Source organism: Pseudoalteromonas sp. G5_S1_54_S4 (assembly GCF_054968565.1).
In genome coordinates this window covers 36,969-61,520 of sequence record NZ_JBQKUL010000008.1, presented here as the reverse complement: position 1 = coordinate 61,520, position 24,552 = coordinate 36,969, and the positions used below count along the sequence as shown (strand labels likewise).

The 24,552-nt window shown below is 41.0% G+C and carries 24 protein-coding genes; 5 read left to right on the top strand and 19 right to left on the bottom strand.

What is annotated here, in order from left to right; genetic code table 11:
• Positions 1–75: 75 nt before the first annotated feature.
• From ACTRWE_RS05345 to rlmD, 4 genes are all read right to left on the bottom strand, one after another.
• Complete coding sequence (locus ACTRWE_RS05345; protein WP_013465625.1) at positions 76–1,710, bottom strand: CTP synthase; 1,635 nt, start codon at positions 1,708–1,710, stop codon at positions 76–78.
• 161 nt (positions 1,711–1,871) lie between these two features.
• The gene (gene mazG, locus ACTRWE_RS05340; RefSeq protein WP_462879591.1) at positions 1,872–2,693 is read right to left on the bottom strand and encodes a nucleoside triphosphate pyrophosphohydrolase; all 822 of its coding nucleotides are present in this window, start codon (positions 2,691–2,693) and stop codon (positions 1,872–1,874) included.
• Positions 2,674–4,830 (bottom strand): GTP diphosphokinase, encoded by a 2,157-nt coding sequence (gene relA / locus ACTRWE_RS05335; RefSeq protein ID WP_013465627.1) that lies wholly within the window; start codon positions 4,828–4,830, stop codon positions 2,674–2,676. Before relA ends, mazG begins: the two co-directional genes overlap by 20 nt.
• A gap of 8 nt (positions 4,831–4,838) precedes the next feature.
• Positions 4,839–6,164, bottom strand: coding sequence for a 23S rRNA (uracil(1939)-C(5))-methyltransferase RlmD (rlmD, locus tag ACTRWE_RS05330; protein WP_462879590.1), 1,326 nt, complete (start codon positions 6,162–6,164; stop codon positions 4,839–4,841).
• Between the two features lie 111 nt (positions 6,165–6,275).
• Between rlmD and barA the strand changes: the two genes are divergently transcribed.
• Positions 6,276–9,050, top strand: coding sequence for a two-component sensor histidine kinase BarA (gene barA / locus ACTRWE_RS05325; protein ID WP_462879620.1), 2,775 nt, complete (start codon positions 6,276–6,278; stop codon positions 9,048–9,050).
• Positions 9,051–9,079: 29 nt separating this feature from the next.
• Here barA and pdxJ read toward each other — a convergent pair whose 3' ends face one another.
• From pdxJ to rpoE, 10 genes are all read right to left on the bottom strand, one after another.
• Positions 9,080–9,811 carry a pyridoxine 5'-phosphate synthase gene (pdxJ, locus tag ACTRWE_RS05320; protein WP_010387803.1) on the bottom strand — a complete coding sequence of 244 codons (732 nt, stop codon included), beginning with the start codon at positions 9,809–9,811 and terminating at the stop codon, positions 9,080–9,082.
• A 21-nt stretch (positions 9,812–9,832) separates the two neighbouring features.
• Positions 9,833–10,525, bottom strand: a complete 693-nt coding sequence (recO, locus tag ACTRWE_RS05315; protein WP_013465631.1) for a DNA repair protein RecO — start codon at positions 10,523–10,525, stop codon at positions 9,833–9,835.
• A gap of 22 nt (positions 10,526–10,547) precedes the next feature.
• Positions 10,548–11,480 (bottom strand): GTPase Era, encoded by a 933-nt coding sequence (era, locus tag ACTRWE_RS05310; protein ID WP_008111765.1) that lies wholly within the window; start codon positions 11,478–11,480, stop codon positions 10,548–10,550.
• The gene (gene rnc, locus ACTRWE_RS05305; RefSeq protein WP_262976004.1) at positions 11,470–12,147 is read right to left on the bottom strand and encodes a ribonuclease III; all 678 of its coding nucleotides are present in this window, start codon (positions 12,145–12,147) and stop codon (positions 11,470–11,472) included. The genes era and rnc overlap by 11 nt, the downstream gene beginning before the upstream one ends.
• 2 nt (positions 12,148–12,149) lie before the next feature.
• Positions 12,150–13,085 carry a signal peptidase I gene (gene lepB, locus ACTRWE_RS05300; RefSeq protein ID WP_008111762.1) on the bottom strand — a complete coding sequence of 312 codons (936 nt, stop codon included), beginning with the start codon at positions 13,083–13,085 and terminating at the stop codon, positions 12,150–12,152.
• A 16-nt stretch (positions 13,086–13,101) separates the two neighbouring features.
• Positions 13,102–14,889 carry a translation elongation factor 4 gene (lepA, locus tag ACTRWE_RS05295; RefSeq protein WP_008111760.1) on the bottom strand — a complete coding sequence of 596 codons (1,788 nt, stop codon included), beginning with the start codon at positions 14,887–14,889 and terminating at the stop codon, positions 13,102–13,104.
• Between the two features lie 122 nt (positions 14,890–15,011).
• Positions 15,012–15,461, bottom strand: a complete 450-nt coding sequence (locus ACTRWE_RS05290) for a SoxR reducing system RseC family protein (protein WP_462879589.1) — start codon at positions 15,459–15,461, stop codon at positions 15,012–15,014.
• A 10-nt stretch (positions 15,462–15,471) separates the two neighbouring features.
• Entirely contained in the window at positions 15,472–16,425 is a 954-nt protein-coding gene (locus ACTRWE_RS05285) for a MucB/RseB C-terminal domain-containing protein (protein WP_462879588.1), read from the bottom strand.
• A gap of 4 nt (positions 16,426–16,429) precedes the next feature.
• The gene (locus tag ACTRWE_RS05280; protein ID WP_008111755.1) at positions 16,430–17,044 is read right to left on the bottom strand and encodes a sigma-E factor negative regulatory protein; all 615 of its coding nucleotides are present in this window, start codon (positions 17,042–17,044) and stop codon (positions 16,430–16,432) included.
• A 1-nt stretch (position 17,045) separates the two neighbouring features.
• Positions 17,046–17,627, bottom strand: a complete 582-nt coding sequence (rpoE, locus tag ACTRWE_RS05275) for an RNA polymerase sigma factor RpoE (RefSeq protein ID WP_010387792.1) — start codon at positions 17,625–17,627, stop codon at positions 17,046–17,048.
• 244 nt (positions 17,628–17,871) lie between these two features.
• Between rpoE and nadB the strand changes: the two genes are divergently transcribed.
• On the top strand, positions 17,872–19,482 hold the full coding sequence (gene nadB, locus ACTRWE_RS05270; RefSeq protein WP_462879587.1) for an L-aspartate oxidase: 1,611 nt from the start codon (positions 17,872–17,874) through the stop codon (positions 19,480–19,482).
• Here nadB and ACTRWE_RS05265 read toward each other — a convergent pair.
• Together ACTRWE_RS05265 and ACTRWE_RS05260 are read right to left on the bottom strand one after the other, a co-directional pair.
• The gene (locus ACTRWE_RS05265; RefSeq protein WP_462879619.1) at positions 19,457–19,813 is read right to left on the bottom strand and encodes a hypothetical protein; all 357 of its coding nucleotides are present in this window, start codon (positions 19,811–19,813) and stop codon (positions 19,457–19,459) included. The two genes, nadB and ACTRWE_RS05265, sit on opposite strands and share 26 nt — an antisense overlap.
• Positions 19,814–19,868: 55 nt before the next feature.
• Complete coding sequence (locus ACTRWE_RS05260; protein WP_008466496.1) at positions 19,869–20,120, bottom strand: FAD assembly factor SdhE; 252 nt, start codon at positions 20,118–20,120, stop codon at positions 19,869–19,871.
• Positions 20,121–20,271: 151 nt separating this feature from the next.
• Between ACTRWE_RS05260 and ygfZ the strand changes: the two genes are divergently transcribed.
• Entirely contained in the window at positions 20,272–21,183 is a 912-nt protein-coding gene (gene ygfZ / locus ACTRWE_RS05255; protein WP_462879586.1) for a CAF17-like 4Fe-4S cluster assembly/insertion protein YgfZ, read from the top strand.
• Positions 21,184–21,194: 11 nt separating this feature from the next.
• Positions 21,195–21,680 (top strand): FKBP-type peptidyl-prolyl cis-trans isomerase, encoded by a 486-nt coding sequence (locus tag ACTRWE_RS05250; protein WP_008111743.1) that lies wholly within the window; start codon positions 21,195–21,197, stop codon positions 21,678–21,680.
• Between the two features lie 41 nt (positions 21,681–21,721).
• On the opposite strand, the gene ACTRWE_RS05245 is transcribed toward ACTRWE_RS05250, so the two are convergent.
• Genes ACTRWE_RS05245 through ACTRWE_RS05235 form a run of 3 tightly spaced genes read right to left on the bottom strand, consistent with a single transcriptional unit; the run spans position 21,722 to position 23,415 of the window.
• Complete coding sequence (locus tag ACTRWE_RS05245) at positions 21,722–22,207, bottom strand: hypothetical protein (protein ID WP_462879585.1); 486 nt, start codon at positions 22,205–22,207, stop codon at positions 21,722–21,724.
• A 28-nt stretch (positions 22,208–22,235) separates the two neighbouring features.
• Positions 22,236–23,048, bottom strand: a complete 813-nt coding sequence (locus ACTRWE_RS05240; RefSeq protein WP_013465645.1) for a DUF481 domain-containing protein — start codon at positions 23,046–23,048, stop codon at positions 22,236–22,238.
• A 46-nt stretch (positions 23,049–23,094) separates the two neighbouring features.
• The gene (locus tag ACTRWE_RS05235) at positions 23,095–23,415 is read right to left on the bottom strand and encodes an HI1450 family dsDNA-mimic protein (RefSeq protein WP_138764953.1); all 321 of its coding nucleotides are present in this window, start codon (positions 23,413–23,415) and stop codon (positions 23,095–23,097) included.
• Between the two features lie 286 nt (positions 23,416–23,701).
• Here ACTRWE_RS05235 and ACTRWE_RS05230 point away from each other — a divergent pair, with 286 nt between their 5' ends.
• Complete coding sequence (locus ACTRWE_RS05230) at positions 23,702–24,493, top strand: crotonase/enoyl-CoA hydratase family protein (protein ID WP_462879584.1); 792 nt, start codon at positions 23,702–23,704, stop codon at positions 24,491–24,493.
• Positions 24,494–24,552: the final 59 nt, after the last annotated feature.

The following is a 24,552-nucleotide window of genomic DNA, read 5'->3' as shown; positions in this document are numbered from 1 at the left end:
GTGAGTGCGGCTAACCTGAGTTTGGCTAGCCTTAGAAACAAAAAAGGCCGCGCAATATGCACAGCCTTTTTTAAATTACGAAGACGCTTTTTGGTAGGTATGAGCCGCAGCTACAAACCCTTCAAATAGCGGATGACCATCGCGTGGTGTTGAAGTGAATTCCGGGTGGAATTGCGCTGCAATAAACCAAGGGTGATCTTTATTTTCAATAATCTCTACTAGCTTTTTATCTTCAGATAAACCAGTAAAGCTTAAACCTGCTTGTTCAAGCTGTGCAACGAAGTTGTTGTTAACTTCATAACGGTGACGGTGACGTTCAACAATTTCGTCGCTGCCATACACTTCGTGTACTTTAGAGCCAGGCGTTAAATGGCATTTTTGTGCGCCTAAACGCATTGTGCCACCTAAATCAGATTTTTCATCACGTACTTCTACGTTACCCTCAGCGTCTAGCCACTCAGTGATTAAACCAACCACTGGAGCCTCTGAGTTTGCATTAAATTCCGTTGAGTTTGCATCAACTAAACCGGCAACATTTCGTGCGTATTCAATAAGCGCAACCTGCATACCTAAACAAATACCTAAGTAAGGCACTTTGTTTTCACGAGCATATTTAGCCGCTAGAATCTTACCTTCAACACCACGACCACCAAAACCACCTGGCACTAAAATAGCATCTAAGCGAGAAAGAATATCCGTTCCTTTAGTTTCTAAGTCTTGTGAATCAACGTATTGAATATTAATAGTTAAACGATTTTTTAGTCCCGCATGTTTTAATGCTTCGTTTACTGATTTGTATGCATCCGGTAATTCAATGTATTTACCAACCATACCAATTGTCACTTCACCCGTTGGGTTAGACTCTTGATACAATACTTGTTCCCACTCAGCTAAATCAGCCTCAGGCGCGTCTAAATGAAAACGACGACATACAAAGTTATCTAACTCTTGCGATTTTAATAACGCAGGGATTTTATAAATACTGTCTACATCAGGCAGTGAAATAACGGCTTTTTCTTCAACGTTTGTGAACAATGCAATTTTTGCACGCTCGTTATTTGGCAGCTTACGATCTGAGCGACAAATAAGAATATCTGGTTGAATACCGACTGAGCGTAACTCTTTAACTGAGTGCTGAGTTGGTTTTGTTTTCACTTCACCGGCAGGGCCTAAGAATGGCACTAGCGTTAAGTGAATAAATAGCGCACGTTCACGACCAATCTCTGTGCCCATTTGACGAATAGCTTCGATAAATGGTTGTGACTCAATATCGCCTACCGTACCACCAATTTCAACGATTGCTATATCATGGCCTTCTGCGCCATCATAAACACGTTGCTTAATATCATTAGTGATATGAGGAATAACCTGAATTGTTGCGCCAAGATATTCGCCACGTCTTTCACGACGTAGTACATCTTCATATACGCGCCCTTGCGTAAAGTTATTACGGCTGGTCATTTTGGTGCGAATAAAACGTTCGTAGTGACCTAAATCAAGGTCGGTCTCTGCGCCGTCTTCGGTAACGTATACTTCACCGTGTTGAATTGGGCTCATTGTGCCTGGGTCAACGTTGATGTAAGGATCCAGCTTTAAAATGGTAACATCTAAGCCACGGGCTTCTAAAATAGCGGCCAATGATGCTGCTGCAATACCTTTACCCAACGAAGAAACAACTCCGCCAGTAACGAAGATAAATTTTGTACTCATGCGAACCCTAGAATATCAGGAATTAAAAGGAATATAATACCCAAACAAGTGATTTTGGAATATAAACAAGACGGGGCGAAATTGTACCAAAACATGGCTGAGCAATCCAGCTATAAATGGCAAATCTGTGCACAAAAAACAGACATTTTTTATGTCCCTATTTATTTAATTTTTTTTATCGCATCCCATGCCGCATCCATTTCCTCTAAAGACGCTGACTCAATACATTTACCCTGTGTAATTAAGTAGTTTTGTACCTTTTCAAATCGTGCAGAAAACTTATCGTTGGCACTACGGAGCAATTGCTCTGGATCCCGTTTAACATGGCGCGCTACATTCACGGTCGCGAACAACAAATCACCTAGTTCTTCTGCTGTATGGTCTGAGTAAGGGTCATGTTCTAAGGCTTCTTTGACTTCCTCAACTTCCTCACTCACCTTATCTATAGCGCCATGATAAGTGGGCCAGTCAAAGCCTAAAGCGGCTACACGTTGCTGAATTTTTTTGGCTTTTGTTAAGCTAGGTAAACTGTTTGGTATATCTTGCCAAAGTACTGAGCTTTGACCTTGGGGTTTAGCCGCACGCTCTTGTGCTTTTATTGCTTGCCACTGCGCAGCTAATTCGGCATCGGTTTTAGGTGTGTCTTGCGCTGAAAATACATGCGGATGACGACGCACCAACTTTTCATTTAACTGTGCCACTACATCGTTAAAATTAAATAATTGCTGCTCTTGTGCTAGTTGCGCATAAAACACAATTTGAAATAGTAAGTCGCCTAACTCATTTTTTAAATCGTTTAAATTATTCGTTTCAATACAATCAGCCACTTCATAGGCTTCTTCAAGAGTATGCGGCACGATTGACGCAAACGTTTGCTTGAGATCCCAAGGGCATCCGCCCTCAGGGTTTCTCAGTGTTTGCATTATTTCCAGCAGTTGGCTTAAAGCATCATTATTAGCCTGATTACTGCCCTCGTTTTGCACTGTGCACCCCTTCTATCTGGTGTAACTTAGAAAGCACTTTATTTGTGCCTTGTAAGTCATGCACTTCTATTTGCATCACAAAAATAGCCGTTTGAGTGCTATCAACCGTGTTGACATTCATATTGAGCACATTGACTTTTTCATTCGCCAAAGCAGAACTAATATCACGAATTAAACCAGACCGATCGCTGGCTTCAATACGAATAGTTAACGCGTAGGAGCTGCTAATATCATCTGACCAACTTACTGAAATAACGCGCTCTGGGTGCTTGTTTTTTAAATTACTAAACGAGTCACAATCCTCACGATGCACGGCAATGCCACGGCCTTGGGTAATATACCCAATAATTTCATCCCCAGGTACAGGGCGGCAACAGCGAGCAACATGACTCATTAAACTGCCTACTCCATCAACCACAATACCGTTTTTATCGCCAGTCACTTTACTGGGCGATTTAAAGCGAATAACCGGCTCGTGCTCCGTTCTATCGGTAATAAAGTTAAGCATTTGGTTAAGGCGAATATCGCCTGCACCAATGGCGACCATTAAGTCATCAAGCTCTCTAAAGTTAAAGCGCTTTATCGCTGGGTCTAAATCTTTGTAAGTTAACTCTAACTTTTGTAATTCGTTATCAAGGATTTCTTTACCCGCACTTAAATTTTTATCGCGGTCGAGCTGTTTAAACCAATGGTGGATTTTGGCTCTAGCGCGAGACGATTTTATATAACCCAGCGACGGATTTAGCCAATCACGACTTGGATTTGGCTGCTTTTGGGTCAGTATTTCAACCTGATCGCCGGTACTTAATTGATGAGTAAACGGCACTATTTTGCCAAATATTTTTGCACCAATACACCGATGCCCTACATTGGAGTGAATGTAGTAAGCAAAATCAAGAGGCGTTGCCCCTAGCGGTAAGTCAAAAATATCTCCACGTGGAGTAAACACATAGACGCGGTCTTCAACCACTTGGTTTTTAAGCTCTTGCGCTAAATCGCTGCCATCAACCACTTCTTCTTGCCATTGCAGTAACTTACGCAACCAGCTAATTTTTTGCTCATAGCCTGAACCACGCCCTGGTAACGCACCTTCTTTGTACATCCAATGTGCGGCAACACCCAGCTCTGCATCTTGATGCATGTCGTGCGTTCGTATCTGAATCTCAACAGTTTTACCTTCGGGGCCAAATACTACGGTATGAATAGACTGGTAGCCGTTTTGTTTTGGGGTCGCAACGTAATCGTCAAATTCTTTATTTAAATGGCGCCAATTAGTGTGCACTATGCCTAGGGCGCCGTAGCAATCTTGTAATCGTTCAACCACAATTCGCATCGCGCGTATGTCAAACAGCTGATCAAACTCGTAGTTCTTTTTCGCCATTTTTTTATAAATGCTGTAGATATGTTTTGGCCTGCCGTATACCTCAGCTTTAATACCCGCTTCATGTAGGCGCTGTTTTACTTGCTCAACCATATCAGCCATATACGCTTCACGGGCAAGGCGCTTATCATCAAGTTGTTTAGCTATATTTTTATAAATATCTGGGTGTAAATAGCGAAAGGCTAAATCCTCTAGCTCCCACTTTAATTGGCCAATACCAAGGCGATTAGCAAGCGGTGCAAATATATCCGCAGTCTCTTTGGCTGCAATCACTCGCTCTTCTTCAGCGGCATCTTTTACGTTGCGTAAATGGCACACCTGTTCGGCTAATTTAATCACCACGGCACGCACATCTTCCACCATAGCAAGCAACATACGGCGAATATTATCGACCTGCACGGTACCATTGCCTTGATGAGCTAACGTACTTATGGTGGCCATTTGCGACACACCCGTTAATAACACCGCAACATGATTTCCTAAATGCTCTTCGACAGCGTCAATGCTCACTACATCATTTAAATAATAAGGGGTTAAATAGGCGGTGGCTAACGAGTCAGCATCTAAATTTAGCTCAACCAAAATCTCCACCATCTCTATGGCGGTATTTTGGCGTTCGCTATTATCGCAAGTTTGGCAAAGTTGCTGTGCTTTATTGAGTAAGCTAATTTTTTCCTGAGACAAATCAAGAGATTCTACGCGTGAAAAAAAATCACCCGCTTTGTCATGTTGATGAGATTGACGTGTCGCTACCATAATGCGCTTTACCTCCGTTGAAATAACGCCATAGTTTCGATATGCCCCGTATGAGGGAACATATTCATTAGCCCTATTTTATTAAGTTCAAAGCCGGCTTGCGAAATAATAGCGCTGTCACGGGCTAAAGTAACAGGGTCGCAAGAGACATATAAAATCGCTTTAAACTGCGTTAATGGAAGCTGCTCTAAAACTGCCATAGCACCAGTGCGAGAGGGGTCGAGTACTAAAATATCTAACTCTTTATTAAACCACGGCGCTTTTTTAATACTCGTGGTTAAATCAAAACAATGAAATTGAGTATTTGTAATAGAGTTAGTGTGCGCATTTTGCGTCGCTAATGCAACCGCCGAAGTAACGCCTTCAATTCCTGTTACTGTTTTAGCCTGCTTTGCTAACACTAAAGAGAAGTTACCAATACCACAAAATAAATCCAGTACATTTTCGTCACCTTGTAATGCTAACCAGCTCGCCGCTTGAATTAACATTGCCTGATTTACATTCGCATTGACCTGAATAAAGTTATTTAGTCCAAATTCAAATTTTATATCTAACTGATCAAGCTTATAAAATGGCATCGCTAAATGGGCATGATCAATCATATCGCTATCACTTTGCCACACTAATTGCCAATGATGCGCCGAGACACTTTGCTCAACAAACGCTTTATCTGTGGGCGAAATGGCTTTTGTATGACGAATAACAATAAAGTGTTGCTCATCTGCAGCGCATAACTGCAAATGACTTATACTGTGCAGCGCCTTATTATGATTAATTATGTTATCAAATACGTTAAATACCTCTGCAAATACGTCACTTAATACTGGGCACTGATTAATGCTAACAATACTTTTAGAGCCACGCGCTCTATAGCCTACCCGCATTTTTTTTGCTGCTTTGTCGAACATTACGGCAATGCGGGCACTACGTCGGTAATGCGTTGCTTGGCTTAGCAGCGGAGCTTGCCAGTTCAAATCAGTTAATTTTGCAAACTTGGCAAATAATTGATTTACCGCTGCTTGCTTTTCAATGACTTGTTGTGTGGCATCTAAATGCTGTAACTGGCAACCACCGCATTGGCTGTAGTGTTCACAAATGGGTGTAGTGCGATATTCACTGGCTTTGAGTATTTTAAGCGTGTCAGCTTGGCTGTAACGCGCTTTATCATCAACTAACTTGGCTTTTACTCGCTCACCAGGTAATGCCCCACTGACAAAACACACTTTATTATTATGCTTAGCAATACCACGTCCGTGGTGATCCATAGCCGTAATATCAAGTTCAAGTGATTGCTGTTGAAGTGGTTTTTTCTTTGCTTTAAATATTTGTGCCATTAGGCATTACCTTAAAAGGTTGATGAATCACGTCTCTACCTAGATACTTTGAGAATAACTATGAGTATGTATATACTCACATTCAATAAAAATGATAATAATGCTCAGATTATGACCAAACTAGGCTTGCGCGATTCTGTTTTAACACTCACCCTGATCCCTACAGTGATCATCGGGCTATTACTAGGTGGTTATTTTACAATAAATCGTTACATTGAGCTTGATGAAATTTTATATCAACAAGGCACAACGATTGCTGAACCTCTGGCTATTGCACTTGAACAACCTTTACTGGAAAAAAATAAAAAACTGCTTAATCGCATTATTCGCTATACACACAATAAACACTCCCCTTCGATTAAATCGATTGCCATCTTTAATGATAACAACCAACTTATTATAACCAGTAATTATCATCGCTCATTCGACACTTTAATTGAGCAAACGCAATTAAATGGCTTTAAAGCCACCTATGTTCAGCAAAGTGAAGACTTAGTAACCTTTTTCACCCCTATCATTAACCATACAACCCCCAATAGCGACTGGAATACTTCTGAGTTTCAAACCTCGTTAGGCACCGTTGTGATTCAGCTTAACCGCGACAAAGCTGTTATTGGCCAACAACGTGCATTATTGGTCAGCGGTATTATTATTATTCTCGCCTTAGTGTTAGCGGCTATTTTAGCGCTAAGACTTAGTCGTATGTTTATGACCCCGCTTAATAAGTTAGTACTTGCTACCGACAGATTGATTGAAGGTAAAAGACAAACCGGATTAACTGAACCCATGAGTGGCGAGTTTGAGTTATTACGTGAGGGGCTCAATACCATCTCGCATTCTATGGTGATGCAAAAAGATGAAATGCAAAAAAATATTGATCAGGCAACCAGCGATTACCGCGAAACGCTTGAACAATACGAAACACAAAATATCCAGCTCACCATGGCTAAAAAAGAAGCGCAGGATGCTAACCGCGTTAAATCTGACTTTTTAGCTAAAATGAGTCATGAGTTACGCACACCACTTAACGGGGTTATTGGATTTACCCGCCAGCTTTATAAAACGCCTCTGAATAAAAACCAAAAAGATTACCTTGATACCATTGAGCTTTCGGCTAACAGCTTAATGACTATTATTAGCGACATATTAGATTTCTCCAAGTTAGAAGCAGGAGCCATGGAGCTTGAGTCTATTCAGTTTCAACTGCGCGATAGCGTAAACGAAGTAATGACCTTACTGGCACCTAGCGCACACGACAAACAACTTGAGCTTTCTATTTTTATTAATCCTCAGGTGCCCGATCATTTAACTGGCGACCCCACACGGTTTAAGCAAGTGCTGATTAACTTGTTAAGTAACGCGATTAAATTTACTGAAAAGGGCGCGATAAAAGTTGATATTAGCCATCGTTTACTTGATGAAGAGCGCACCTCTGTCTTAGTGTCAGTCGCAGATACTGGGGTAGGTATTCCAGCAGATAAACAAGACGCGCTATTCACCGCCTTTGGTCAAGCCGACTCCAGTATTACCCGCAAATTTGGCGGTACCGGCTTAGGGCTTATTATTACTAAACATATCGTTGAAGCAATGAGCGGCCGTATTACCTTAAATTCAGCCCCTGGTAGCGGTACTTGTTTTACCTTTAATGGCGTATTTAGATTACCAAATCATGTATTTATCAACGATTTGCCTACCCAGTCATTAATTGGTAAACGTGTTCTTTATTTAGAGCCGCATAAGCATACCCATCATGCTGTTGCCTCATTATTACAAGAGTGGAAAGTCAATGTCACTCCTTGCTATAACGAAACCGAATTTTTAGAGTGCATAAAAAATTCAGAGATCAATTTTGATATTTGTCTTATTGGCCACATGGCATCAGTTGACGATATGCAGCGTTTAAAAAGCTATGTAAAAGCGGTTAGAGAATCAACCGATTATTTATATTTAATGCTCAATACCGTATCGCACAACATGCGCGAAGCCTTCATCGGCAGCGGCGCTGACGCCTGTTTGAGTAAACCTCTTAATCACCGAAAGCTATGTGAGCTATTAGCTGCGCCTTATCGACTCGACCACCCGGCACATAATATAGAACAGCATGAACAAACCCTGCTGCCGCTAAAGGTGTTAGTGGTGGATGATAATGACGCTAATTTAAAATTAATTTACACCCTACTCAACGAGCAAGTTGAATTAATTGATACCGCACATAATGGGTCACAAGCGTATAGTTTAAGCAAAAGCCATAAATATGATGTGATTTTTATGGATATTCAAATGCCGATAATGGATGGTATTACAGCCTGTAAACTCATTAAAGAGTCATCTTTGAATGAAGATACCCCTATTATTGCCGTGACGGCGCATGCACTTAATAGTGAAAAAGAACAGTTATTAAAAGATGGTTTTGAAGGTTATTTAACTAAGCCTATCGATGAAGATATGCTAAACCAGATTATTTGCGATCATAGCCCGCAATTACCAGTGAGTCGTGATAAGTCAAAAAGCACATTTGAACATAGCCCTGCCCCTTTTGATAGCACTCGCCTTGATTGGACGCTGGCATTGCAACGTGCAGGCGGTAAAGCAGAATTAGCCAATGAAATGCTTAATATGTTACTGCTAAGCGTGCCCGAAACCCTGAACTTACTAAATCAAGCAATAACCAGCGAAGATTGCCCTCAAGTACTTAGCGTTATCCATAAATTTCATGGCGCATGCTGCTATACAGGTGTACCAAAATTAAAAACATTGGCTGAAACGATCGAAACATCACTTAAAAATGAATGTACGCTTGAGAATATTGAGCCCGAGTTATTTGAGTTGCAAGACGAGCTTGAAAACTTACTTGTTGATGCCAACATTGATATCACTAATAAATAAGCTCGTCTTTAATATCGTTAATTATAACTCTAAGCGCGAGCTTCAAGCATTAAGCGTTTCATATCACGAACCGCTTTATCTAAACCGTCAATGGCTGCGCGGGCAATAATAGCGTGGCCAATGTTTAGCTCATAAATCTCTGGCATCGCTGCAATTGGTTTTACATTGTGATAATGCAGACCATGGCCAGCATTAACAATTAAACCAATACTGGCTGCATATTTCACCCCTTGGCGAATGTGCTCAAGCTCTTTGGCGGTGTCTTCATCGTTGGTGGCATCTGCGTAAGCCCCAGTGTGAATTTCAACATAAGGTGCACCACACGCTTTTGCTGCATCTAACTGCGCTTTATCAGCATCAATAAACAGTGATACTTTAATTCCAGCTTGGGTTAATGTTTTAGTCGCAGCGGCTATTTTATCGATATTTCCTGCCACATCTAAGCCCCCTTCAGTGGTAAGCTCTTCACGTTTTTCAGGCACTAAGCATACATATTCAGGTTTAACCTCAAGTGCAATAGCAATCATTTCATCGGTTACTGCGGTTTCAAGGTTCATACGTGTTTGAATGGTTTTAGCCATTACATACACATCGCGGTCTTGAATGTGTCTGCGGTCTTCGCGTAAATGAATAGTAATGCCATCAGCACCGGCATGCTCTGCAACACTGGCTGCATGGGCAGGATCAGGATAAGAAGTGCCTCGTGCTTGGCGAAGCGTTGCAATATGATCTACGTTCACGCCTAGAAGAATATCTTTCATTTTTGTACCTGTGAAATTTGTTTATTGAGAGGCCGTAAATAATTCACGACTTTTTAATGGCTTGTTGCCCAACAATGGTTTTAATAAATAACGACTTAATTGCTTTGCCATATATAACACATCCGCTTGGCTAAAGTCATGATTTGCTATGGCATTGAGTTGTGAACCAGTAAACCCAGAACGCGAGTCGTGTTGCACCGCAAAGCCCACTTCTGCAAAGTAGCTATACGTTTGCGTGTCATCAATTGGCTCACCATCCGCATCAAAACTAAAATCAACCCCATAACCTAGTAGCTCTAGCAATTGAAACTCATAAGAGCGAAGCACTGCTTGCATGTCAGTCCCGCTATTAAGGTTTTCTAGGTGAGTTTTATAAAGTTGAAAAACCTGATCAATGGGTTCATTAATCGGCACAATTCGGTTGGTTAATTCATTTAAATAAAAGCCACAGTAAAGCTTATCACCGGTTAAAAATAACGGATTACCATGAAGCTCAAATTTATTGATGTACTTTAAATCGTATTTGCCATTGTAATGGACGAGTAAGGCTTGAAATGGTTGGAGTTGGGCTTTGTATTTAGTGGCCTGGCGGCCACTAACTCGTGCGAGCATTCTAAGCTGGCCAACGCCTTCTACTAGCATATCGAGCATTACTTGCGAGTCGCTATATGGACGCCGATGTAATAAATAAGCTTTATAGAAATCGCTGTCCATAAATTATGCTGCGTATAAAATGTTAATCTTCACCGTAACCTAAGCTTCTTAAGGCACGCTCATCGTCAGCCCAGCCCGATTTAACTTTAACCCACAGTTCTAAAAACACTTTATTTTCAAGCATTTCCTCTAAGTCTTTACGCGCTTCACGGCCGATTACTTTTAGCTTTTCGCCTTTGTTACCAATTACCATGCGCTTTTGCGTTTCACGCTCAACTAGTATCAGGCCATTAATATGCCAAATACCGTTTTCTTGCCATTTAAACTGCTCTATTTCCACAGTCACTGAATACGGTAACTCTTCACCCATAAAGCGCATTAGCTTTTCACGGATCACTTCAGCAGCCATAAAGCGCATTGAGCGGTCAGTAACGTAGTCGTCTGGAAAATAAAATTCGCACGGCGGTAAGCGTTTAGTCACTTCATCTTTGATCAGGTTAATGTTTTTACCCTGAGTCGCAGATACAGGCATAATGCCTATAAAATCAAACTTATCGCCTAACCACTTCATATGTGGCAGTACAAGGTCGCGATCTTTCACTTGGTCAATTTTGTTAATAACTAACAATACCGGCTTGCCACTTTGGCTCACTTTGTTAAGTACCATCTCGTCATCGGCATTCCAATGAGTGCCTTCAACCACAAAAATGATCAGCTCAACATCACCAATTGAGCTAGACGCTGCACGGTTCATTAAACGGTTAATAGCACGCTTTTCTTCAACGTGCAGGCCTGGGGTATCGACGTACACCGCTTGGTGCTTACCCTCAGTATGAATACCCATAATACGGTGGCGCGTGGTTTGTGGCTTACGTGAGGTAATACTGACTTTTTGCTCAATAATTTCATTAAGCAGTGTTGATTTACCCACATTAGGACGGCCAACAATCGCAACCATGCCACAAAATGTGTCTATTTCGCCTTCATGAGGCTGTATTAAGGTATCAAGATTCATTTTTAAGTATCTTCAATGCTTTTTCGGCCGCTTTTTGTTCGGCTTTACGCCGTGAGCTGCCAACAGAAATAATGCTATCCATTCCATCAACGATACATTCAACCGTGAATGTTTGATTGTGTGCCTGACCTTTAGTATCAACTACGGTGTAGCCTGGTAATGATAGCTTACGAGCTTGCAAATACTCTTGCAGCAGGGTCTTAGGATCTTTTTGGTTAAGCCCTGGTGAAATAGCATCTAAACGTGATTCATACCACGCTAAAATAAGCTCGCCGCAGCGATCTATGTCTGAATCTAAAAATACAGCGCCAATAATAGCTTCAACTGCATCCCCTAGGGTTGACTCGCGTCTAAAACCACCACTTTTTAGCTCGCCTGGGCCTAAACGTAGGTAATCACCTAGCTCAAACTCAAGGCCAAATTCAGCTAACGTCTGGCCGCGAACTAAAGTCGAACGCATGCGGCTTAAATCGCCTTCACGTGCTTTAGGAAATTTAGCGTACAAGGCATTGGCAATGACAAAGCTCAAAATTGAGTCGCCCAAAAATTCGAGTCGCTCGTTGTGTTGACCTTTATGGCTGCGGTGCGTCATTGCTTGCTCAAGTAGGCCTTGATCAGCAAATGTGTAGCCAATTCTTTTGTATAACTCTGTTACATTTTTTTTCATTGTTACTGAATATTACCTAGGCGTTCAAAACGAACACCAGTTGGAACCCATCCTGGTAAAATGTCATCTGGGCCATTATCAAATTCAAAACTCATCCATATAAAGACAGCTTTACCCACCAAGTTTTCTTTTGGTACAAAGCCCCAAAAGCGACTATCTTGGCTGTTATCGCGATTGTCACCCATCATAAAGTAATGATCAGCAGGCACCACCCATTCATCCGCAGGAGTGCCCAATTGCTGGTAGTAACGCCCTTTTCGTTCAGGCGATTTTGGGTTAATTAAAATATCATGGCTAGACGTAGTTAAATCTTCATTTAAACGCGCTAAAGCCATTGGGCCTTGCATAAATTCATCATCATTAATTAATTTAAAATCAATTTTATTGAATTCGTTGCAAAGAAACGCGCCTTTTTGAACTTCGCCTTCTTCACATTTTGGTTGAATATATAAACGCTTATCGCGGTAAACAATTTTATCGCCAGGTAAGCCTATAGCACGTTTAATATAATCAACTCTTTCATCTAATGGGTATTTAAAAACAACAATATCGCCACGCTCTGGTTCGCTCACATCCACTAACTGGCTGCGCCATACTGGGTCTTTAATTCCATAAGAATACTTTTGCACTAAAATAAAATCGCCTACTAATAAGGTTGGCATCATTGAACCCGATGGGATCTGAAACGGCTCAAAAATAAACGATCTAAAAATAGTGATAGCAGCAATCATCGGAAAAATCGACTTTGCTGTTTCAGTAATGACTGGCTCAGGCGCAATCAATGCTGCTGTTTCTTCATCAAGTTGGCCACCGGCAGAAGTTTGTGCAATTGCCAAACGCTCCTGCCTTTTAGGGGCAAACATTAAGTGATCTATTAACCATATTAGGCCTGAGCCTAAGGTTAATAACACCAATAAAACTGAAAAGTAGCCAGCCATTTATTATCCTTTATTTTTATTTACCAACTTTTAAAATGGCTAAGAACGCTTCTTGAGGCACTTCAACGTTACCAAGTTGCTTCATTCGCTTTTTACCATCTTTTTGTTTTTGAAGTAATTTTTTCTTACGACTCACGTCACCACCGTAACACTTCGCGATTACGTTTTTACGTAGTTGCTTTACAGTTGTACGGGCGATTACATGCTGACCAATTGCTGCCTGAATCGCAATATCAAACATTTGACGCGGTATAAGCTCTTTTAACGCATCAGCAAGCTGACGACCACGAGACTGCGCGCTTTCGCGGTGTACAATAATAGCTAGAGCATCGACGCGCTCGCCATTAATAAGTATATCTACACGTACCATGTCTGAGGTTTGGAAGTGCTTAAAGTTATAATCAAGCGACGCAAAACCACGACTGGTTGATTTTAACTTATCAAAGAAATCCATTACCACTTCAGCCATTGGCAGTTCATACGTTACTGCAACTTGCTTACCGTGATAGCTCATTTTAGTTTGCATACCGCGCTTATCAACACATAAGGTGATTACGCTGCCTAAGTACTCTTGTGGAACTAAAATATTAGCTTCTACTACTGGCTCACGTATTTCTAAAATATCGTTTACGGCTGGTAGGTCAGACGGGTTATCTATTTGTGTAGTGCCCTCTTTAGTCACTACTTCATAAATAACCGTTGGTGCTGTGGTGATTAAGTCAATGTCGTATTCACGCTCTAAACGCTCTTGAATAATTTCCATGTGCAGCATACCTAAGAAGCCACAACGGAAACCAAACCCTAACGCGGTTGAATTTTCTGGTTCAAAGAATAACGACGCATCGTTTAAGCTTAGTTTGTTAAGTGCATCACGGAACGACTCGTAATCATCTGACGCAATTGGGAACATGCCCGCGTAGACTTGTGGTTTAATTTTCTGAAAACCAGGTAAGCGCAGTGGTGCCGCATTTTTTTGATGAGTAATAGTATCGCCTACTGGTGCACCGTGTATTTCTTTAATACCGGCAATAACAAACCCTACTTCACCTGTGCGTAAAACACCGGTGTTAGTTTGTTTAGGCGTAAAAATACCCACATGATCTGCGGTATGTACGTTCTCGTTTGACATGATTTTAATTTTGTCGCCAGCGCGTAATTCACCATGCTTAATACGCACTAGCGATACAACGCCTTGGTACGGGTCAAACCAAGAATCGATAATTAGCGCTTGTAATGGCGCGTCTTTATCACCAACTGGTGGCGGTACATCTTTAACGATCATTTCAAGTACTTCAGCAATACCTACACCTGTTTTGGCGCTACATTGCACGGCATCAAGGGCATCAATACCAATAATGTCTTCAATTTCTTCGGCTACACGTAATGGATCAGCTTGCGGTAAATCAATTTTATTAAGTACCGGTATAACTTCTAAGTCCATTTCAATGGCGGTGTAACAGTTTGCTAATGTTTGCGCTTCTACGCCTTGACCAGCATCAACAACGAGCAGTGCCCCTTCACAAGCCGCTAACGAACGCGATACTTCATAGGTAAAGTCAACGTGCCCAGGGGTGTCGATAAAGTTAAGCTGGTAAGTTTCACCATCATTCGCTTTATAATTTAAGGTTACACTTTGTGCCTTGATGGTAATGCCACGTTCACGTTCAATATCCATTGAATCCAGAACTTGCTTCTGCATTTCACGGTCGGTTAAACCACCACAAACTTGGATCAAACGGTCAGAAAGGGTCGATTTACCATGGTCAATGTGGGCGATGATCGAAAAATTACGGATATGCTTCATAAACTGGATTCTAAACTTCTATTTTAAAGGACTAAGGTCATATGCCTAAATAACTTGAAAATACTTGCTGTGTATTTTCAAGTTACTGTGGCATAAAAACGCAATTTTACATTTAATTGGCGTCAATCACCATCTATTTGAGTTAAAGGGAGGCTAATTGGATGAATTTTTATCACTTTTATCTCATGTCTTAATGATTTCACCCATGTTTTAGCAATTAAAAAGCCGGTGATCCCACCCAATATCGCGGCTAAAATTTGCCAGCCTTCGGCCAATAATATTAATTCACTGGTTATTAAGGCAAAGATTAAACTCAAAAATAAGGGGAGCATGTAAACGGCAAAAGCATGTTTTACAACATGGCTATCATCCAGTGACAAGGTCACTTTTTGTCCAACTTCTAATTGCGTTTCGAATTTATAGGGCAAGGTTTTTTTGGCGGTACCAAATAACTTGCTAAACACCTGTGAGCCACAACGTCCATTACAGCCTTCACAGGCTTGTTTTTGTTGGGCTTCTAAATGCGCAACGTAGCCACTAAGGGCCACGACGGTTAACGTTTGTTCTATCATAATTTAGATTCTATAATGCCCGTGATACCGACTCTGCAATCGCTTTAGCACTCGTTGTTGGGATATTCCCCACCACAGACACATCAAAATTTCCGCCGTTGTGCACATATATAGTGGTTGCACCCGAGGTCAGTGCTCCGCTTAAACGCTTGCCCGGTAGTGGTCGTTGTACAAATACTGATACCTCAACGAATCCATCAGAAAATAAATAGTAGTCTGTTAATTCATTGTTTAAGTCGAGCTTATGTCTATCTGACTTGAGTAGTTCAAACCCTTCAGGTAGCCAACCAATAGTCCAATTCATAGCATTTGCTTTGCTCTGTTCAGCAATTGAATTAGCCGGTAATGGGGTTGGAAAATTACGATTAAGTACTTCTAATAATAAGCTTGCCGGTTGCTCAGTTACACTGATATGGGTAAGTTGAAATTGCTCAAGTGCTTCGCCTTGATGATTAACATAAGCGGCTTTTAATAATAACGAAGACTCAGTATCAATCCAAATCCAATAGTTATATTTGTCATCGTTTTTAGATTCAATTCGAACCAGCTGAGCAGGACGCCCCGCAATACGGCCTTTACCACCAAGCACAAAATCATAATGCGCACTTAGGCGATTAATATCTTTAAATAAAACTTCTGGGATGGGACCTGCAATTGAGTCGGTTGTTAACGAGTAAGGTTCTGATTGTGGCTCAAAGTAGGTAACTTGGTCGTCAATACGGATCATTTCAAGGCCAGCGCCATTAAGCAAACTTAAATGCTCAAGCTCTATATCACCTTGTTTAGCATGCACCCAGCGGTAGGGCTCCATACTTTTACCTTTAACAACAACAAAAGAGGCGTCGAAATTACGAGTGTGAACTGCACTGGCCATTTCAAGCAGTAAATCTTTAGCGGGGTTTGTGTCATTGGCAAAAGTGTTAAAACTTAACACCAATGACATAATAAAAGTGATTACTTTCATCTAATTAGTTTTTTTCCTCTGGCGATGTTTCATCTGTTTTAGCTGTTTTTAACGAATGAGCAACACGCGCTTGACGCTGATGTTCAAGTACTAATGCGCCAATGCGTTGCTGTTGAAGCTCGCGCAAGCCTTGCTCTGCGTTATCAAGTGCTGGTGCTGATGAGTAGCTTACTGGCGACGCCATGCCGGTTAACGGCGTGGTTTGCAGTAAAGGAATTTCATTTTGTGGAGCATCTTCACCTTGCGGTAAGGTGTTCACGCCAACAATAGTAAACATTGCTACACTTGCTGCAATTGCCAATTGGGCAACCGGTTTACGCCAATTAAACGCCACTACTTTGTTGTCTGTTTCGGTGCTTGAAGGGGTTGCCACACTGTCAGACTGGCTAAAGTCTGCATAAACGGGCTCACTCTCAAGTGCTAATGAAATGCGATCGCTAATATCAAAATCCATATTATTGTTATTTTCTTTAGCTCGCATTGCATCACCGATTAACGCGTAACGGCCAAACGTAGCAACATCATCTGATGCAATAGCGGCATCATTTAAAGTTTGCTCACCGTCAAGTAATGCTGATAACGATTCGTTATCTAAGCGGTTAACGTGTGCTTTTGTCATACTAAGACTCGCCTATCAATGGGTTTAATTTATTATCAATTGCTTCACGGGCACGAAAAATACGCGAACGTACCGTCCCGACTGGGCAATCCATCACCACGGCTATTTCTTCATAGCTCATACCCTCAATTTCTCTAAGAGTAATCGCGGTTTTTAGATCTTCAGGCAAACTATCAATCGTATTAAAAATAACAGCGCGTACTTCTTCGCTTAATAGTAAATTTTCAGGTGACGCGTTAGAACGCATTGAATCTGCACCTTCATAAAACTCGGCATCGTCAGCATCTATATCATTTGCTGGCGGTTTACGCCCTTGAGCCACTAAATAATTTTTAGCACAATTAACGGCGATACGGTAAAGCCAAGTATAAAAAGCACTGTCACCACGAAAGTTTGGAAGGGCACGGTACGCTTTAATAAACGCCTCTTGTGCTACATCAGCAATGTCACCTTGATTTGATACATAACGTGAGATCAAACCGGCAATCTTGTTCTGATACTTCTTAACTAATAGGTTAAAGGCGTTTTTATCTCCCTGCTGAACCCTTTTCACTAACGCTAAATCTAATTCCTGCTCGCTCATTCGAGCCGGTACTCCTCTGATTGATTCTTGCTTATTATTCATAGTGTCGCCATTGTTCACACCTACTCTGACCCTTAGATGAATAAAAAGTTCTGACTCATATTGTTTTTTTATAAAATAGCTACAAATTACGCGTTTATACGCTAAAACCACTTAGTAGTAGTTCAACAAATATGGTACAACTATAAGTATTAAAAATAAATATTGCTCTATCTGAGCATTGTAACCGCAAAGTACCTCACAGATGAACCAAAATAAACATCACATTACCGATGTCGCTATTATTGGTAGCGGCGCAGCAGGCTTATCACTTGCTTTATCTTTGGCTAATTACTGTAACGTTACCGTGATCAGTAAAGGTGAATTAACCGAAGGTTCTACTCTTTATGCCCAAGGCGGAATTGCCGCTGTTTTTGATAAAAAAAATGACAGTATAGAGTCTCACGTTGAAGATACCTTAGATGCCGGTGGCGGTTTGTGTGACAGAGAAGCTGTTCATTACACTGCCAGTAATGCGCATGACTGCCTACAATGGTTGATTGATCAAGGCGTACCTTTTGATATGGAATTTGATAGTAAAGGTAAAGAGCGCTTTCATTTAACCCGCGAAGGGGGTCATAGCCATCGACGCATTTTGCATGCTGCCGATGCCACTGGCAAAGCAGTGCAAACAACGCTGATTAGCCAAGTTCAAGCGCACAACAATATCACCTTGTTAGAGCATTACAATGCGATTGATTTAATTACTGATAAAAATATCGGTAAAACGGGGTCACATGTTCACGGTATGCATGTGTGGAATAAAAAAGCCAAAAAAGTAGAAACTATTGGCGCAAAATTTGTTGCCCTAGCAACGGGTGGCGCAAGTAAAGTGTACCTTTACACCTCTAACCCTGATGTTTCTAGTGGTGATGGCATTGCAATGGCGTGGCGTGCAGGGTGTCGTGTTGCTAACATGGAATTTAATCAATTTCATCCAACCAGTCTTTACCACCCGGAATTACAAAACTTTTTAATTACCGAAGCAATGCGTGGTGAAGGTGCGTATTTAAAACGCCCTGATGGCACTCGCTTTATGAAAGAGTTTGATGAACGAGAAGAACTCGCTCCGCGCGATATTGTAGCGCGCGCTATCGACTTTGAAATGAAACGCCTTGGCGCAAATTGCGTATATTTAGATATTAGCCATAAAGACAAAGATTTTATTATTGAACACTTCCCTACTATCTACGCTAAATGCTTGAGTGTAGGACTTGATATTACCAAAGAGGCAATCCCTGTCGTTCCCGCAGCACATTACACCTGTGGTGGCGTAATGACCGACTTTAACGGCAAAACGGATTTAGCAAATTTATACGCTGTGGGTGAAGTGGCTTATACCGGCCTGCATGGCGCTAACCGCATGGCAAGTAACTCATTATTAGAGTGCATTGTATTTGCCCATGCAGCAGCAAAAGACATTTTAAGTAAAATAGAAACCGCTCCTGCACTGGTTGAGTTACCTAGTTGGGATGAAAGCCGCGTATCTAACTCAGATGAAGAAATCGTGATCACCCATAACTGGCATGAGCTACGATTATTTATGTGGGATTATGTGGGGATTGTACGCTCAACCAAACGCCTTGAACGTGCGCTGCATCGTGTTGAACTGCTACAACAGGAAATACACGATTATTACGCAAACTTTAGAGTGAGTAATAACTTACTTGAGTTACGTAACTTAGTTCAAGTAGCCGAGCTTATAATTAGAAGTGCAATGGAACGTAAAGAAAGTCGTGGACTACACTTTACCATTGATTATCCAGAGCAAAATGAGAACCCAACGCCCACTATTTTGACCCCTCCGCGTAATTAATTGCTTCAAGCGTTGCCCGTTTTAAACGCGAATAGCTTTGTTCATCAACACTATTGGCTGAAATAATCAGCCAATAGTTTTTACTAAAACCATTAATATACAACCACACACTCTGACCAAGTAACCGGCTTTGTTTACTAATTACACCTTGAATTTGCCTGCCAGAGCCTTCAAAGCGAAATTGATTCGGCTCTAAAAGTATAATGCCCTGCTGTGGCTGAGCAGCGACGATTTTTCGCCAAACGATAATGCCAGCAACACTATTAAGTGCAATACAAAAAAGAGTTGCCGCCACCGAGTCCATAAATAGGCACAACACTAAAGTCAGCACACAAAAAAAGATCACAATCGGTTTGTGGTCTGTTTTATTATTTGTAACAGTAAATCTATACACGAACTCGGTCTAAAATTAGCTGAACCATGCTATTTAGCTCAGCGTCTTTACATTTTTCATGGCCCATAAACCAAGCGAATAAATCTGGGTCTTCTTGGGTTAATAGACGCTGAAAAGCCGCCTGCTGTTTAGCATCTAACGAGTCATAAGCTTCTTCAACAAACGGCATAAACAAAACATCTAGCTCTAACATGCCACGGCGACAAGCCCAACGGATACGTGCTTTACTATGTATTTCAACCATTTTAAACCTCATATTTAATTAACTCGAGTTTACCAAATACCCATTAATTTAACAGCACTAAGTTATAAAAAACATCGTCCGTTAGTCGCTGTACCATACGCTTTAACTACGTTATTATGTGCACTCATTTGTTATTGCAAAGAAGGTGTTTATGTCTCTGGTTTATGCATGTCCTTTATCACATCAGGTTATTAGCCTCTCAGGCGCAGATAAATTATCGTACCTACACGGACAAATCACTCAAGATCTAAATAAACTTAACAACAGCACCTTTTTGTGGGCAGGTCACTGTAGTGCAAAAGGGAAGTTATGGGGTGTATTTAAGCTATTTTCTTATCAGCAAAATTACTATTTAACAGGCTCAAGTGCTGAAGTAGAACGCTCTCTTGCTGAATTAAAAAAATATGCTGTATTTGCAAAAGTTGAAATTAATAAAGCATCAGAGCGATTAATTGGTCTACTTGGCGATGACTTAACAGACTTACTCACACAATTGGATATTCACTTTAGCGATGACGCCACAGCCTGCGACTTCGCCCATGGCAAAGCACTGAAACTGGCACCAAACCGCGTTTTACTAATGGTTGACAGCCAATTTTGCCTACCTGACGACGTGTCGACCCTCGACAACGACGCCCTATGGCAACAAGCGTCTATACTCGCTGGTGAACCGCAATTAAGTGTTGATGCAATTGATGAATACGTACCGCAAATGGTTAACCTGCAAGCCATTAACGGCATTAGCTTTAAAAAGGGTTGCTACACAGGCCAAGAAACCGTTGCACGTATGAAGTACCTAGGCAAAAACAAACGCGCCATGTATATCGTTTCAGGACAAAGCGAAGGACGACTTGATGAGCCTGATATTGAAACCCAATTAGGTGAAAACTGGCGCCGTGCAGGTAAACTTATTGCGCAAAGCTATAATGAACAAACACAGACTTTAACTGGTTTGGTCGTGTTGCCAAACGATACTGATATCGATCAGACTCTTCGTGCAAAACACACCCCTTCGGTAGAGCTAAACATTCTGCCTCTACCTTACTCTCTTGAAGATGAATAATAGGAATGACTATGATCGTTGCAGCAAATAAAGTGGTAAAAATGCATTACTCTGTTTTAGATAATGACGGCAATACCATTGATAACTCATTTGGCGGTGAGCCATTAATTTTTATCGTTGGTACAGGCTACCTGATCTCAGGGCTTGAAAATGCGCTGCAAGGCAAGCAAGCTGGCGATACACTAAGTGTAAAAGTAGAACCAGAAGAAGGTTACGGTGAGCGTCATGATCACTTAATGCAAGCCGTACCAAAATCAATGTTTGAAGGTATGGAAATTGAAGTGGGCATGCAATTTCGTGCAACCACCGATGACGGCGACCAATCAGTAATGATCATCGATATTCAAGACGAAGAAGTCATTGTTGATGGTAACAACCCACTTGCCGGCATTACGCTTAACTTTGATGTAGAAATTTTAGAAGTACGCGATGCAACAGCCGAAGAGCTTGAGCATGGCCACGTACATGGCGAAGGCGGTTGTGGTCACGAGCACTAAGCCCTAATGCAGTAATAAAAAAAGCGCCTGAGGCGCTTTTTTTACAGCATATTATTATGCGTACGTAATTTAACTTGAGGCTCTGCTGCTGGTACTTCGCCAGGAGTTATTTTATCTTCAAGCGCAGCAACTAACCCCTCTTGGTCATTCGTGCCTAAGCGATATTGAGTGCCATCTTTAAGCGTTAATTGCACGGCACTAAAGCCTGATACTGAATAAATCCAACCATCATGCGTAATGCGAATACCAATACCGTGACGGTATGAGTTTTGTACTGCTTTTACGCCAACTATGTCCTCTAGTGCTAATTTTTGACCCGCAACGCCTGGACCAAATGCCCAGCTAATATGGGCTTCATCAACTTTAATGGTTAAACCATGAAATAAAAAACCCACCAGTAATAAAATACCTGCAAATACCATTAACGGCACATCGGCACCCATTAAATTCCATGCAAGTGCAACAAAACCACTGATCCACGCTAATACTACAAATATAAATACCGCATACTGCTTATGCTGATACATAACACTCTCAATTAAAAAGTTAAAAAAATTAAAAACTGTACACTAAGGTTGCACTGAGCTCTGAATCGTATTTAAGCTTATCTTCTTCAGGCTTAGAGTTATAACGGTACATATACGCAAATTTAAGCGATACCGCGCCAACCACTTGGCTAATTAATGCCGTTTCTGACTTTAACCGAGAGTTAAGCCCAGACAATGACTGCTCTATACTAATATCCTGATTAAATCGGGTGCGCTTAGATACTAATCGCTCCCATTGCATGGCAATACGTAACAAGTAACCCATTTTGTCTTTATCGTCTTCGCTTATTGTTGACTCATCATCAGCAACGGAGCGATATAAACCAGGGCCAATATCTATATCTACTTTGTTTTTAACCCCTTGATAAATACGTGCACCATAGCCGGTTGCCACCGTACTTTTAAAATCAAGACCGCTAAATTCATCCTCTTCATAATCGCCATAAATAAAGAAAGACGAATTTTTAACACCAACTTTATAGTTACCCTGCGCAGAAACAAACACGCGATTAGCCGTAACATCCGACTGGCCCGTTTCTTCATTTTCGTCACGTTTGTATAAGGAATCTATTTTGAATTGATTACGCCAGTTTTCAAAATCTTGGTAAAGATTACCTTTGAGTTTAAAACTGGTTGAGTTGGTATTACCTTTACTTAAAATAAAACCAAACTCGGTATCACCATAAAGTACTTCGCCTTTGTGTAGCTCATGAATTTCTTCATCAGAGAGCTCCCCATATTGATGAAAATCTTCAAAGGGATCCACTGCCCAGCTGTAGGAGCTAAATAATAAAAGCAGTAATACAACGTACTTTCGCAAAATACATTCTCTTGCAAATGGTAATAATGAAAAGGGGCCGAAAAAGTTATTCACTTTCTTTCCATAAAATATGGCAAAAAGGCGCGTCTTTATCACGGCTAATTAAAATTTTCGCAAATAATACGTCTTCATTATCAAACTCAAGGCCTACTAATACTTGAATAAAATGCTCAGGTTCAATTCCTAAGGCAACAAAGTCTTGCCACTGTTCATCAGGCTCATCTTCTTCAATAAAGCCTAGCTCTTCACGGTGCAGGTTAAATTCTTCAACATCTTTATCGCTTAAATTATTGGGAGCCAGCTCTAAAAAAATATCATAAGCTTGATGAGTTGCTTCTTCTACCGTAAATAAACGTGGACCTGACATGAATGGTTAACCTCTGAGCTTTTAAGTGGGTATCATAATATCAAAAGTTGTTGGGGTTTTGATAAAAAAAACACGTTAAATACTGACTTTTTTATTTATTCCTAATACTTATAGATAGATTAACGATTAGTTAGCATAAGGCGTTACCCTTAAAAATTAAGTTAATCGTTAAAGATAACAGACCCCATTTGCTTTAAAAAATTCAGTTTGTTTTTATTCATCTTCATCCACTTTACTTAACATCAATAAAAACATAAGCTCAAGCAACAGGTCAGAGGAGTGCACAATGATAAAATTAGAAAAAAAACAGGGTATCGCTACAGTTACATTGCATCGCGAAGAAAAACAAAATGCCTTAAGCTTTGCTATGTTTGTTGAGCTTAATAAAGTGATTAAAAATATAAAAAAAGACGCCAGTATTCGTGCGGTTGTATTAACCGGTGAGGGTGAACACTTTTGTGCAGGACTCGATATCAATGCGGTTATGGCCTCACCATTCAACATTATAAAACTCCTATTTAAATGGCTTCCTGGTAATCAAAATTTAGCGCAAAAAGTAGTACTTGGTTGGCAATCATTGAGTGTGCCTGTTATTGCAAAAATAAACGGAAATTGCCTTGGGGGTGGATTGCAAATAGCACTGGGTGCCGATTACCGGATTGTTCACCACGATGCCAAACTCGCCATTATGGAAGCGCGCTGGGGGTTATGCCCAGATATGGGCGCTAATGTTATGCTTTCAGGCTTAGTAAAACGCGACCAAGCGCTTTGGTTAGCAAGTCACGCAAATCCAATAAACGCACAATATGCTTTTGAACTAGGTTTAGTAACCAAAACAACCGACGATACAGATAAAGCAACTAAAGAGATGCTTGATACACTGCTAGCGCGCTCACCTGACACATTAGCTGCAATAAAGCGTGTAACTCAACAAAGCTATAAAGCCCCTGCTCGAAAAATACTCGCCAAAGAAACATGGAGCCAAATTCGCTTATTAATCAACCCCAATACTAAAAAAGCCATTGCTAAAGCAAAAGGTAAAACTGATATTGAGTTTGCAAACGCCAAACGCTGGTAATACTAAGGCACAATGCACAAAACTGCGTTATTTGTTAAAGTGATAATCCTCTATTTTAT

Bases quoted from the DNA above. Each gene is read 5' to 3' on its own strand.
- ACTRWE_RS05345 (WP_013465625.1), bottom strand. From the start codon at position 1,710: ATGAGTACAAAATTTATCTTCGTTACTGGCGGAGTTGTTTCTTCGTTG.
- relA (WP_013465627.1), bottom strand. From the start codon at position 4,830: ATGGTAGCGACACGTCAATCTCATCAACATGACAAAGCGGGTGATTTT.
- rlmD (WP_462879590.1), bottom strand. From the start codon at position 6,164: ATGGCACAAATATTTAAAGCAAAGAAAAAACCACTTCAACAGCAATCA.
- barA (WP_462879620.1), top strand. From the start codon at position 6,276: ATGACCAAACTAGGCTTGCGCGATTCTGTTTTAACACTCACCCTGATC.
- pdxJ (WP_010387803.1), bottom strand. From the start codon at position 9,811: ATGAAAGATATTCTTCTAGGCGTGAACGTAGATCATATTGCAACGCTT.
- recO (WP_013465631.1), bottom strand. From the start codon at position 10,525: ATGGACAGCGATTTCTATAAAGCTTATTTATTACATCGGCGTCCATAT.
- era (WP_008111765.1), bottom strand. From the start codon at position 11,480: ATGAATCTTGATACCTTAATACAGCCTCATGAAGGCGAAATAGACACA.
- rnc (WP_262976004.1), bottom strand. From the start codon at position 12,147: ATGAAAAAAAATGTAACAGAGTTATACAAAAGAATTGGCTACACATTT.
- lepB (WP_008111762.1), bottom strand. From the start codon at position 13,085: ATGGCTGGCTACTTTTCAGTTTTATTGGTGTTATTAACCTTAGGCTCA.
- lepA (WP_008111760.1), bottom strand. From the start codon at position 14,889: ATGAAGCATATCCGTAATTTTTCGATCATCGCCCACATTGACCATGGT.
- ACTRWE_RS05290 (WP_462879589.1), bottom strand. From the start codon at position 15,461: ATGATAGAACAAACGTTAACCGTCGTGGCCCTTAGTGGCTACGTTGCG.
- ACTRWE_RS05285 (WP_462879588.1), bottom strand. From the start codon at position 16,425: ATGAAAGTAATCACTTTTATTATGTCATTGGTGTTAAGTTTTAACACT.
- ACTRWE_RS05280 (WP_008111755.1), bottom strand. From the start codon at position 17,044: ATGACAAAAGCACACGTTAACCGCTTAGATAACGAATCGTTATCAGCA.
- rpoE (WP_010387792.1), bottom strand. From the start codon at position 17,627: ATGAGCGAGCAGGAATTAGATTTAGCGTTAGTGAAAAGGGTTCAGCAG.
- nadB (WP_462879587.1), top strand. From the start codon at position 17,872: ATGAACCAAAATAAACATCACATTACCGATGTCGCTATTATTGGTAGC.
- ACTRWE_RS05260 (WP_008466496.1), bottom strand. From the start codon at position 20,120: ATGGTTGAAATACATAGTAAAGCACGTATCCGTTGGGCTTGTCGCCGT.
- ygfZ (WP_462879586.1), top strand. From the start codon at position 20,272: ATGTCTCTGGTTTATGCATGTCCTTTATCACATCAGGTTATTAGCCTC.
- ACTRWE_RS05250 (WP_008111743.1), top strand. From the start codon at position 21,195: ATGATCGTTGCAGCAAATAAAGTGGTAAAAATGCATTACTCTGTTTTA.
- ACTRWE_RS05245 (WP_462879585.1), bottom strand. From the start codon at position 22,207: ATGTATCAGCATAAGCAGTATGCGGTATTTATATTTGTAGTATTAGCG.
- ACTRWE_RS05235 (WP_138764953.1), bottom strand. From the start codon at position 23,415: ATGTCAGGTCCACGTTTATTTACGGTAGAAGAAGCAACTCATCAAGCT.
- ACTRWE_RS05230 (WP_462879584.1), top strand. From the start codon at position 23,702: ATGATAAAATTAGAAAAAAAACAGGGTATCGCTACAGTTACATTGCAT.